Source organism: Weissella sp. DD23, from assembly GCF_001579105.1.
GTDB lineage: Bacteria > Bacillota > Bacilli > Lactobacillales > Lactobacillaceae > Weissella > Weissella cibaria.
On the sequence record NZ_KQ970499.1, the window covers coordinates 1 to 339 of the forward strand.

The window sequence follows — 339 nt, forward strand, 5'->3', positions numbered from 1 at the left end:
CAATCCCGTCATTGGTGCCGTCCAGCCTTTAATCGTGTCATATTGGTAGTTCACGTTCAAAGGATTATCAGTTGCAACCAACGTATAAACGATTGTGTCGCCACCAACTGATGTCACAAAGTCACCGGCCTGGACATCCTTGTCGTTCAAGGTAACCTTTTCAACCTTATATCCCGCTGGAATATCCGTTGCCGGACCATTCGCACTGACCGTGAAGCTAGCATCCGTCGCCGTTTGGTTGACGAATGTTGTCTTGCTCATGCGATCAAGGGCAACTTCTGGACCTTGGTACAACGTCGTTTGCGTCTGTGCTTCAGGCGTGTAAACCACGTTGTAGGT

General features: G+C 49.3%; 1 protein-coding gene. It reads right to left on the reverse strand.

Features of this window, described 5'->3' with window-relative positions:
* Window positions 1-339: hypothetical protein (locus WEIDD23_RS13925; RefSeq protein ID WP_197458911.1), on the reverse strand; the 339-nt coding region annotated here is incomplete at both ends.